A 10,166-nucleotide genomic window follows, 5' to 3' on the forward strand; every position below is an offset into this window, starting at 1 on the left:
CTCATCGAAGGCGGCCCCCAGGACCACCAGTTGATCGGCCTCTTTGAGGACCTTGCGATAGAGCGGGAGCGGGTCCGCGTCAATCCACCGCTGGCCGTTGTAATAGCGAAAAAGCCCCCGTCTTCGCCTCCAAAACCACATCAAGCAGCCTCCTTTTCGGCCGTCTCGGAATCGGGTTGGCTAGTGGTCCCCGTCTCATCCTCCGGCACGGGGGGACTGGTCGTGCTGGTCGTCGTCACGATGTTATGAAGGGTTTCGTCGCTGTGTCCCCAGAGTGTGGGCATGGGCACCTCCTAATCGAGCAGGGTCTCCGGAATCTGCGTGGTCCCGGACGCCGGGACGGCCCGGTCCAGGCGGGCCCGCCAGCCCAGATAGCGTTCCAGACAGGTTTCCCACTTCCCTCCCAAGTTGTTGCTGGCCGTGATCGTCCAGGTGTCGCCCGCGGATGCCTTCCAGCCCGAAACGCCCCCGACATACGGCCCGCCCTGATAGAGTCGGGAGGCCTCCACCAGGACCAGCTCGTCGATCCCCACTGACTGGCCGGCATTGATCGGCGTGGCCGCCGTGATTACGAGGACCACCGGATCGCTCCCGTAATCGACGGGGAGACGGAAGGCCCCCGTGATCCCCGTGTGGCCGGTCGTGGAGAGTCCCGCCACGCTGATACTGACCCGATTGAGGTTCCCCGCCGAGTCGGCCAGTGCGGTCTCATTGATCGACCGCCGCAGCTCGAAGTTGATAGTCCCGGTGGCTGTGGCCGAACGGCGGGCCCGCACAAAGAACAGATAGACCCGGCCCGGGGTGAGGCGGACGGGCTGATACAGGGTCGTCTGTTCGCTGCCATTCCCCACTAACTTCAAACTCCGCCCGCGATAGCTCAACGCGTCCCCCGCCCGCGTCGTCGTGATGCTCACCTGGGGACTTGTGCCACCGGTGAGCCTGTTGATGACCGCCAGTTGCGAGATGTCCCCCGGCGTGTTCTCGAAGGTCACGGTGAAGGGATTCGTTCCCGTGACCGTCACCGAGGCAAGACCGGGAATCCCGCGGAGGGCCGTCTGAATGTCCAAGGCCGTGGCCGCCGGCCCCAGGGGGCCTGTCTGCCAGACTTTTCCCCGGGGATCGGTCCAGGTGAGAACAAAATAGCCGCCGGTGGGGCTTCCCGTGATCGTGATCTGCTGCTGTTCCGGCTCCGTCACAAAAATCGTTGTTCCTGGTGTCCCCGTGTGGATCGTCCAGCCCTGCGGGGTGTTGGCGGCAACGATGTCTTCAAACCCGGAATTTGCGAGCAGCGACTGGTTCACTGTGGTGATGGGGAGGGTGAAATAGGCCCCGCTGCCCTGGGGCCAGTTGCGGTCGCCGCGTCCCTGGGGCGCGGTCCGGCTTCCCGCCACGCTCAGTGTGCTGCCGTCACTCCGCACGCTGATCGTCTCGGGATAGACCCATACGGTTTCGCCCCGGGCGTTGCGGTCGGTAACGGCAACGATGGCATCGCCCTGGTTTGCGGTTCCCGGCGTGACGGTGAGCGACTTTGTTGAGGCCGCGAAATAATAACCGCCCGCCACAAGATCGCTGCGGATCACCTCCAGGGCCTGATCGAGTGTGCGATAGGTGAGGTTCTTTTCCTCGAGATAGCGGCGGATCAGACTGATCGCGGCGGAGACGATCTGGTTGTGGAGAGCGGCCCCCGAGCTATCCCAGGCATTGTGTCCGTTGATGGCCGCCTGGACCTGGGGGGCCAGGTCGAGGACCGCGTCCAGGGCCTGGCGCTTCGTCCAGACGCTTCCCGTGCGGGCGGCATCGACCGCCTGCCCCAGGGCAAAGAGTCTTCCCAACAGGTTGAACAGGCCGCTGTCGCTGGAAGGGGTGTACAGGTCCATACTGCGGATTGTACACCCCACACCGGTCAAAGTTGGGACAAGTTATCAGCCACCGATGCGAGTGGCCGGGATGGATGGCCATAACGCCGACAGCTGAGTCAGCCGGGCGAGACGAGAGACGTTTTTCGGAAAGCTAGAGAATGAGGTCCTTGATCGCTTCCCACTCGTTGTCCCAATAAGGTTCACGATATTGATAAAGAGGATTGTCCTTGTAATTGGCACCGAAGATCGACTCTGTCAGCCATTGTTTCATCTTCTGTTCGTATTCCGCCTCGGCCTTCTTGTACTCCTCGGGAGGCAGGTCCTCCGGGGGCGGTTTGGGCTCCGTGAGTTTGGTGGGAATTTGCACGAAATTCTTCGCCAGTTCGTAAGCCTCTTCTAAGGTTTTCGGTCGCCTTCCGGTGTGTTCATTCACGGCGAATCCTCCACGAAACCGATGGGGTAGTCTTTTGAACGGAACTCCCCATAATATCCACTTTCCGCCCGTCGTCGAATCTCCTCCGGGTCTCGGGTATCTCCCACGTACCGCATGAAATAAATCGGCGGGCGGTCGTGCTTTTGGTAGTCCCAACCCGCGGGGGCGTACTGGTCATCCCAGGCCACGACTTTGTAAACCCGAAAACCGTACTTATGATAGATCCTCGCCAAACCTTCGCCAATGCAATCCAGCGTCGTGGCCCCTTGGCTGATGGCCTGGATAACCGCGGCTTGGCCTGCTCCGGGAGTACCACCCGGGATCCGGAAGACATTGCACAGGTCGTATTCCCCAGGTTTGCCCTCCCAGGGGACGAGCATATAGCCCGCCGTCCCGTCCGCCGTCTGGAAGATCTTGGCGCCCTTCTTTATTTTATCGCGGATCTCGTCGATGGAATACAACGTCAGGAAAGCCCTCCGATCGGGTGGTAACTTGTCGCGGAATTCGACGAAGCGCTCGGGGGTCGTTTCGTGGAAATCAACTTTTGGGATTCCCTCTCGCTTTTTACCTGGAGCCTTTGTTTTCTCTTGTTGCGGGGCCTCTTTTTTCTCACCGGGTGGACGAGTCGTCGCCGTGGGTCCTGGCCGTTCCGGACGGGAAGGAGCTGGAGTGGTGGTGGTTGGCTGGGAAGGGCCGGGGCCGCGGCCTCCTGAGGCCGCCCTACCCACGACCTGCCACTGATGAATTCCCGCTGTGTTGCGTAGCCAGGCATAGATTGTGTCCTTGAAGATATACGTTTCGCCATCCTGCGGGTCGGGCGGGGCCCCGGGCGGGATCCAGTAACGTTCTACCTTCGCGTCCTGCTCCGTATACTGGGCCGTCGGCACGCTCGTCTCCAGGGAGCGGTAGGCCGGATTCTGGAGGAATTCCTCCTCCGGTCCGGGATCGGAGATGTCCAGGAGCTCGCGGAGGTCGGCGGCCCGGATCTTCAGTCCCATGTTGAAGGCCGCCTGGAGGGCCTCCAGTTTTTCCCGCGTATCGTCCCGCTCCAGTTCGATGACGAAGCGAAAAGCGCGGGCATCCAGCCCGGGCCAATTCCAGCCCACAAGGCGGCGAACCACCTGATCCGTGATCGTCTCCTGGAGATTGATCGCATCATAGCGGACGATCTGGAGGAAGGTGTCCAGGTGAATCGACGCAAGGTTCGACCCCAAGCCGGTCGCATGGGCCTCCGTGGTGAGGGTTTGTCCCAGAATGTACCGCTTGATCTGGTGGCCGAAGTAATCGGTGATGATCTCCTTGAGGGCCTGGGCCCCGGCCAGCGACGGCTCGATCCGTTCCACGCCGTAGACCGCCCCTTCCATCCCCGGAGGCCTCGGCACAAGCAGGATGTTCTTGTTGGGCCCGGCCCGCTCCGCCGCGGCCTGGCGGAGTTCCTCCCGGGCCTGGGGATTCCCCGCGGGGTAGTACCAGAGTTCGATCCCGAAGGCACTCCGCTCCAGGAACTCCATCAGCCAGGCCAGGGCGTCTTGCTTCTGGTACCACGTCCAGTAGATCCGGTCGCGGATCCCCACCCCGAAGATTCGCGAGGCGTTGCGTGGTTCCTCGTACTCGCCGTCCTCGATGTAGTGGCGATGAACGACGAGGAGTTCCCGTTTCCCCGGCGGCGGGAAATAGGCCCAGCCGAATTCCGTGGACTCGATCCATTGTTTGTGCTCGCTATGCCACCGGGATACCTCTTCACTGAGGCCGGACGTGCCACCCACGCGGATCCCCAGGCCGTCGAAGAGGTCGCCGACATCGGCATCCACCTTCCAGACCAGTTTATCGCCATGGATGGGAATCCACGACTTTATAACGACAACCTTCCTGCCATCGATCCAGTCCCAGGTGTAGCGGTTGGCGACTGCGTAACGGCCGAACCAGATGGCGTGGAGGAGATTTTCCCGGTACTGCGTGAATCGCGGGATGCGGCGGAGAATCTTTTCCAGGATGGTACGGGCCTCATCATAGGCCGGCTCGTCCGTATCGCACTCCACCCGCCAGTCGAGCAGGGCCACCGCCCGCTGCCGCAGCTCGACGCATTCCATGACGGCGGCGTCGGCCCGCATCTTGATGGCATTCTGGCGGGCAATCTTGAGGGCCGTATCGGAAGGCCAGTAGACCCGGGCCGTTCCACCCGTGAACAGACCCAGAAAACCTGCCGCATGGGGCAAGATGGTTTGTCCCTGCCCCGGTGGCATGCCGGGGATCTCGGTCACTCCCTCCGCGGTGACGAGATAGAGGGCATCCCCGGCCATCATCATGTCCCAGTGTAAGGCTTGTAGATGTAACCTTGCGAATCAGGATAGCACTCGAAGGCGAGCATGAGGCGGCTGTGGCGGGACCCCTTATTGATTTCGAACTGCCCACGGACCACGGCCACCGGGAGGTCCCAGCTCGCCACGTTCGACTTGAGGACCAGGCGAAAGGCCTTCTGGCCGGCGACCATCACGATCCCCGCCTCGTAGGCCAGTCCAGGCTGCGGCGTGGTGACCGAGATGCGGGCCGCCAGTTGATCGGCCACCGCGGCGTCCCACTTGACGAGTTCCATCGTGACCCGCACCCGCTTCCCCTGATAGACGAGATCAATCGGCGGACCGCTGTCTCCTCCGCGTTCATCGGAGTGGATCTCTTCGTAAAAATCCTCCTCCTGGATGCGGACACCGTTGGCCGTGTATCCCAGAATCTGCAGGGCCGTATCGGCGCATTCCTGGGGGCCGACCTTCACCAGCACAGCACCGGAGACCTGAACAGAAATGGGCATGACGTGTTCTCCTTACTCAACGAGCCATGCGATCGGGGCGGCTCGGATAGTACCCGTCACAGCGATCGACAAGCAGATTCATCCGCTCGATCTCAACCAGGGTGGGGGCCTCGGTCCTGGGCAGCCCGGCTTCCTGCGCCCCCGGCGTGGCGAAGATCCGCTCGCCCTTGGCAAGCTGAGAAAGCTTTTCCTCAACCCACTCCTGGGCCGCCCGGTAGTTCTCCTCACCAAACACGCTCACGCGGGCGGCCGCCAGATTGAGCACGGCCCGGGTGCAGACCAGCCGCTTGAGAAAGGCCTGGTCATCAGGGTCCAAATTGCTCAGGTCCTCGATCGTGTAGCGCCGGCCCTGGAGGATGGCGGAGCGGACCTCGCCGCTCGCATCGGTCAGCGCCGAGAGAATCCGCGTGTTGCTGGCGAGATTCGTCTCGGGTGTGCCGTCGTCGCGGGCCAAATCGGCCAGGAGCCGACTGTCGAACCGATCAATGAGGTCCTGCACACTGGCAAGCATGATCAGGTGATGTTGGTGATCAGGACGGCCGCGGCGGGGGCCACGAGGCGCACGTCGTAATCCTCGACGACGCGGCCGGAGATGCGGCGGTTGTCTGGATCGTCCTTCTGTTCGACGGTCATCTCTTCGTACATGAACAGGCAGCAGGCCGCGAAGTTGATGACGTTGGCGGCTCCTTCCATCCCACCCGGACGGGCCAGCAGGACGGCCTGGTTGTCCGGCCAGACGGGCGCCACGGCCCGCGTGCCTCCCTTTTTCGACGTCACCTTTCTCGTCTCATCGACGACCACCTTGAAACCGTAGAGGCTCTCCGGGACGCCGTAGGAAACATTCGTCCGCTCACTGGCCCCGCGGAGGAAGTCGAACCCGGCCTGGTACTTGATCATTTCCGTCAGTTCTGGAGCGGCGGCGATCTTCTTAGCCAGACCGCTGCCCATGACGAGGACCAGGTCGTCCTTGGTGACCATCCCCAGGGTATCATCGAGAATCTTTTCCGCCGCCGCGGTGAGCGTTTTCAGGATGTACATGTTCGTCTGGGTGGAGCTCGACCAGGCCCCGAAGCCGCTCGTCGCGTTGATCACGTGGTCCGCGGCATACTGCGTGGAGTCCAGCAGGACATTGGCGGCCAACTGGGTCCGCAGGGTCATGGCCTGCTGGGCCTTGGCCGCCGCGTGGCGGGCCACGATCTCCCAGGAGGCCTGCCGGGCGGCCTTCCAGCCGATGGTGAATTCGAAGATGTAGCGCTGCGTCCGGTACGGCCGGAACTCGAACTCCTGATTGCCAGCATGGCTCCGGCGGGCGTCCGCGCCGTCGTACCAGACGAAATCCCGGGCATCGCTGTTGAGGATCCGCCCCGCCTCATCGGGGTCCAGATAAATGTAGTAACCGGTGTCTTTCTCAACCGGCACGACCTGGGTGTACTGCGCGACCTTGAACCGCTTCGGGTCACGGGCAAAATCAACAACCAGTTTGTCCTTGGCCAGGGCCACCGGGACATAGGTGTTCGAGCTGGCAGGCATGACCTGAGGCATTGAAGAGTCTCCTTCGTTCTAGCAGTCCCATTCCATCACGTTAAGGCAGGTCGAACCTTCTGCATGGGCAGGACCAGGCAGAGGATCTTCTGCCCGGCGGCGGTGGCCGCCTGAAGCGCCACGGCCCCGTAGTTCTGAATGGTCGTTCCGGTCGTGGCCACGGCAACCGCCCGCCCCTGCGAGTCGCTCTTCAGCAGCGCCCCTGCGGAGATGGCGCCGCCGGCTTCCACGAGGCAGAGTTCGCCGACCGAATAGACTTCCAGGGCCTGGCCGGTCTCCGCCGCATAGACGGTGCTGACAAAGTCCTGGAGGGGCGCCTTGTTCGAGCCTTCCTGGGCCACCCCGATGATCTCGCTGTTGTCTCCGGCCTGGGCCACCGTGTTCTCGCCCGACAGCGTCACGAACCGGCTGGGACTGATGTTCCCGCTGGCTTTGAAACTTAAAATGGCCATCACACGACTCCTTCACAAATCAGAGTTTTCCCGTCTTGACGGCTTCCAGGATTTCCTCGTAACTGCAGCTTTCGCCGAGCTCCTTCTTCCGCTTGGCGATCTCCAGGGCCCGTCGGCGGACCTCCTCGCTGTACTTCTCCCGGGACTCGTCCAGTTCGACCGCCGCGCCTAGGGGCGGCAAGCGCTCCCCGACCGGGATCTGCTTGTAGTTCTCGCGGATGATCGCCAGGTGGTCTTTGAACTGCTCGTCGGTCATCCGCGAGTAGCGGCACCGCTCCACCTCCTTCTCCAGGTCGAAGGCGTAGACCTGCCGCAACTGAACAAGCTGGGAATACCGCTCCGCGTTGACCCGCGCGGCCCGTTCGGCCTCCACGTCCCGGCGGAGTTTTTCCAGTTCCGTCCGCTGCCGCTCGAGGTGTTGCTCGAGCAGGCGGTAGCGTTCCCGCAGTTCGCGGTCGGCGTCCCGTTCGCGGCTGGCCGCCGCCCCAAACATCTTCCGCTGGTCTTCGGTGAGGGGTTTGCCGTGCACGGTGCCGTCCTCCAGGATCTGTTTCGCCTTCTCGGGGTCAATCTTGTCCGAGGGCTGGTCCTCGTACTGCTGTTGCGGGTTATCCCCCTCGGTCTCGCCGCCACCCTGAGCCTGCTCCTGGGCCATCTTCTTTTTCACCCATTTCACCCAGTCGAGCTCGTTGAACGCCTCGATGATCTGTTTCAGGAGGTCCTGGTCCATTGTGTATCGCTCCTTGTCTTGGGACGGGACAGTCGAAACAAATGTGTTGCTTCCGGCGGGCATGACCGCCGCATAACGCTCGACAAGGACGTTCCCCTCACGCTCCGAATAGAGCAGCGTCAGCCCCATATCCAGCCGCGGCGGTTCCGCCCCCAGGAGGGCAATCGGATCGAGGTGTGTCTTGCGGAGGTCGTCCACGAGGCGAAACTCCGGACTGCGGCGGGGATAGCGTTTGAGGACGTCTTTGTATTCCTGAAAGATGTGAAAGTCCGCTAGAATCGCCGGTTTTCCGGCAAATTCACCCAGGCGGAACGGCCCCGCGAAGCCCACAACCTCCGGTTGCGGTTTATCCTCTCCCGGCGCCGGTGTGTGTCCGAGGGTGATGACGGCGTAATCGCCCGTCTCCTCAATGCGCCGGTTGCAGTTTTCGACGATGGCGGCCAGCTCGTCCGGGCCGAAAGTGACCCGCCGTCCGTCGGACAGCTCCGCTTCGTGCGCCACGAAGACCGGCACGTCCCGGACGTTGAAGAACTCCTCTTCAGGGAAGGTCTTCGGTTTAGCGATCTCCAGAAAACTCACCATGCCCGCAATATAACAAGCCCGATCGTCCGTGATGGAACATTTTCACGATAAACCCAGCAACGGACGCAGCGAGGGCCGCGGCGGCTTCACGACCTTGAAGACCTGCACAACCTCCAGGGGGAGTTTCGACTCCAGCCACTTCCCCTCGTGAAAGACGACCCGCGGACGGAAGACCTCGGCGATATAGGGTTTTCCCGTCCTCGGCCCGCGGATCGTGGTAAGGGCCGCCTGACGTGGGACGTACCCCCCGGTGATTCCCGCCAGGAAATAAGGCTTTTTGTGGCCCGATACGGTCCCGCGCTCGCGGAGATGGTCCCACACCCAACCACCCTTCGATCCCGCCTCGAGGAAATCCAAAAACTCTTCCGGCCAGACATCGCGATAGCCGTAGAGGGAACCGGGGAACCGGACAAGCTGACCCTTCCGCTCGGTTTCCGCCCAGAAACGGACATAGAGAATGTGATTGTCGATGTCGTAGCCGATGGAATGGACGTTCGATGAGCGGACTTCGACCATTTCCCCGGTCACGATGGGATGGGTGACGGGGAATTCCCGTGGCGGCCCGAACCGCATGGGCACCATCACGGTGTTGGAAACCCGCAACTGCGTCTCCCGTCGTTCCTGGACCTCCTCTTCGACCTCGCTCGGTTTCGGGGCAAGCCCTGCCAGCCCGAACTCCGGCCGTCGCAGGAGCATGTCAGCATGCTCTTGCAGGAAGTAATAGGCCGCCCAGATGGACCGCTCCAGCTCCTCCTTGGGGAGCCGCATCTCTTTCGGCGGCAGGACTTCAAAACCGAAAGCCCGCAGGAAGTTGATCGCGTCAAGGACCGAGAGGCGGAAGCCGGGGGCTTCATACGGGGGTTTACTCAGCGGCTGAAAAATGTTTTCCAGGAGTGTGCCAACCGGCCCTAGCGAACGGAGGAACTGCTTCACGACCGTCCACTCGCTTCGCCCGGCGTACTGCTCAATGGCCCCCTTGATTTCCCAGATCGACGTGCCCATCAACTCCTTGAGCGTCATGCCCCGCTCCAGCTTGCGGAACAGCTCGCTGGGATCGACCGCTGGACGGGCCCGCCCCTGTCTGATGATACTGCCGACCGGAGAACGGCGAAACGACTCCTCCAGCTCCAGACGGAGGACCTCATCGGCACGGCGAAAGAGCTTTCCAGGATCAAAGGCCATCTCTCTCCTCCTTTTTCGGAGTTTACCGGCCCGCCCCTGGCCGGACGGTTCACCAGTGCGACTCCCTTCGTGACATTGCCTCGGGTTTGTAGACGACGGTGTGGAGGAGCATCCGCAGGGCCATCTCCAGGGCGTCGGGGCCGTCGTCATGTTCGCCCAGCGGGAAGTCCTGGAGCTCGTCCACGAGTTTCCGACACCCCGGACTGGTGCGAAAACGGAGTTCCCGATTGGCGAGATACGGCCCGATCCGACGGATCCGCATGATCTTGGGTTCCGTGTTCTGGATCGGCCAGACGGGGACCCGGACCCCGAAACGCTCGAGACTCTCCCGCTCCATCTGCCGCTCCAGAAAGCCGTGGTACTGATTGGACTCCACGACCAGCCACCGCGGCCGGCACTGGTCGTACAGTTGCAGTGCCCGCCGGATCGTCTCTTCGGGTGTTCTCGGTTCGATCTCCGCATCAACGTAGAGGAGGGCCCGGTCGGGGGCCACACCCAACAGTACGATCGCTGTATCATCGCCAGGCAGGTCCGCCCGGCCGCGACTGGGATCGATGGCCATGATCCAGTAATCCACGGG

Annotated in this window: 11 protein-coding genes; all 11 read right to left on the reverse strand. The window is 62.4% G+C overall.

The annotated features are described in order from the left end of the window. Window positions 1-140 precede the first annotated feature (140 nt). On the reverse strand, window positions 141-284 hold the full coding sequence (locus H5U08_RS03955) for a hypothetical protein (RefSeq protein WP_297030408.1): 144 nt from the start codon (window positions 282-284) through the stop codon (window positions 141-143). A gap of 9 nt (window positions 285-293) precedes the next feature. Then, window positions 294-1,877: a hypothetical protein gene (locus H5U08_RS03960; protein ID WP_297030410.1), complete on the reverse strand. Its 1,584-nt coding sequence runs from the start codon at window positions 1,875-1,877 to the stop codon at window positions 294-296. Between the two features lie 133 nt (window positions 1,878-2,010). Further along, the gene (locus H5U08_RS03965; protein ID WP_297030412.1) at window positions 2,011-2,292 is read right to left on the reverse strand and encodes a hypothetical protein; all 282 of its coding nucleotides are present in this window, start codon (window positions 2,290-2,292) and stop codon (window positions 2,011-2,013) included. Then, entirely contained in the window at window positions 2,289-4,592 is a 2,304-nt protein-coding gene (locus tag H5U08_RS03970) for a DUF935 family protein (RefSeq protein ID WP_297030413.1), read from the reverse strand. Before H5U08_RS03970 ends, H5U08_RS03965 begins: the two co-directional genes overlap by 4 nt. Before the next feature lie 2 nt (window positions 4,593-4,594). Next, window positions 4,595-5,098, reverse strand: coding sequence for a hypothetical protein (locus H5U08_RS03975; RefSeq protein WP_297030415.1), 504 nt, complete (start codon window positions 5,096-5,098; stop codon window positions 4,595-4,597). Between the two features lie 16 nt (window positions 5,099-5,114). Then, entirely contained in the window at window positions 5,115-5,609 is a 495-nt protein-coding gene (locus tag H5U08_RS03980; protein ID WP_297030416.1) for a phage protein Gp36 family protein, read from the reverse strand. 2 nt (window positions 5,610-5,611) lie between these two features. Beyond that, window positions 5,612-6,640 (reverse strand): hypothetical protein, encoded by a 1,029-nt coding sequence (locus H5U08_RS03985; RefSeq protein ID WP_297030419.1) that lies wholly within the window; start codon window positions 6,638-6,640, stop codon window positions 5,612-5,614. Between the two features lie 35 nt (window positions 6,641-6,675). Further along, complete coding sequence (locus H5U08_RS03990) at window positions 6,676-7,092, reverse strand: capsid cement protein (protein ID WP_297030423.1); 417 nt, start codon at window positions 7,090-7,092, stop codon at window positions 6,676-6,678. Window positions 7,093-7,111: 19 nt separating this feature from the next. Further along, window positions 7,112-8,404 (reverse strand): hypothetical protein, encoded by a 1,293-nt coding sequence (locus tag H5U08_RS03995; RefSeq protein WP_297030426.1) that lies wholly within the window; start codon window positions 8,402-8,404, stop codon window positions 7,112-7,114. Window positions 8,405-8,446: 42 nt separating this feature from the next. Further along, entirely contained in the window at window positions 8,447-9,586 is a 1,140-nt protein-coding gene (locus H5U08_RS04000) for a KTSC domain-containing protein (protein ID WP_297030429.1), read from the reverse strand. A gap of 49 nt (window positions 9,587-9,635) precedes the next feature. Then, window positions 9,636-10,166: phage terminase large subunit (terL, locus tag H5U08_RS04005; RefSeq protein WP_297030430.1), on the reverse strand; the 531-nt coding region annotated here is incomplete at its 5' end.

It is taken from the genome of Thermogutta sp., from assembly GCF_014359955.1.
In the GTDB taxonomy this organism is placed as follows: domain Bacteria; phylum Planctomycetota; class Planctomycetia; order Pirellulales; family Thermoguttaceae; genus Thermogutta.

Excerpts from the sequence above, each read along its gene's own strand:
- H5U08_RS03955 (WP_297030408.1), bottom strand. The coding sequence starts at position 284 with ATGCCCACACTCTGGGGACACAGCGACGAAACCCTTCATAACATCGTG.
- H5U08_RS03960 (WP_297030410.1), bottom strand. The coding sequence starts at position 1,877 with ATGGACCTGTACACCCCTTCCAGCGACAGCGGCCTGTTCAACCTGTTG.
- H5U08_RS03970 (WP_297030413.1), bottom strand. The coding sequence starts at position 4,592 with ATGGCCGGGGATGCCCTCTATCTCGTCACCGCGGAGGGAGTGACCGAG.
- H5U08_RS03975 (WP_297030415.1), bottom strand. The coding sequence starts at position 5,098 with ATGCCCATTTCTGTTCAGGTCTCCGGTGCTGTGCTGGTGAAGGTCGGC.
- H5U08_RS03980 (WP_297030416.1), bottom strand. The coding sequence starts at position 5,609 with ATGCTTGCCAGTGTGCAGGACCTCATTGATCGGTTCGACAGTCGGCTC.
- H5U08_RS03985 (WP_297030419.1), bottom strand. The coding sequence starts at position 6,640 with ATGCCTCAGGTCATGCCTGCCAGCTCGAACACCTATGTCCCGGTGGCC.
- H5U08_RS03990 (WP_297030423.1), bottom strand. The coding sequence starts at position 7,092 with ATGGCCATTTTAAGTTTCAAAGCCAGCGGGAACATCAGTCCCAGCCGG.
- H5U08_RS03995 (WP_297030426.1), bottom strand. The coding sequence starts at position 8,404 with ATGGTGAGTTTTCTGGAGATCGCTAAACCGAAGACCTTCCCTGAAGAG.
- H5U08_RS04000 (WP_297030429.1), bottom strand. The coding sequence starts at position 9,586 with ATGGCCTTTGATCCTGGAAAGCTCTTTCGCCGTGCCGATGAGGTCCTC.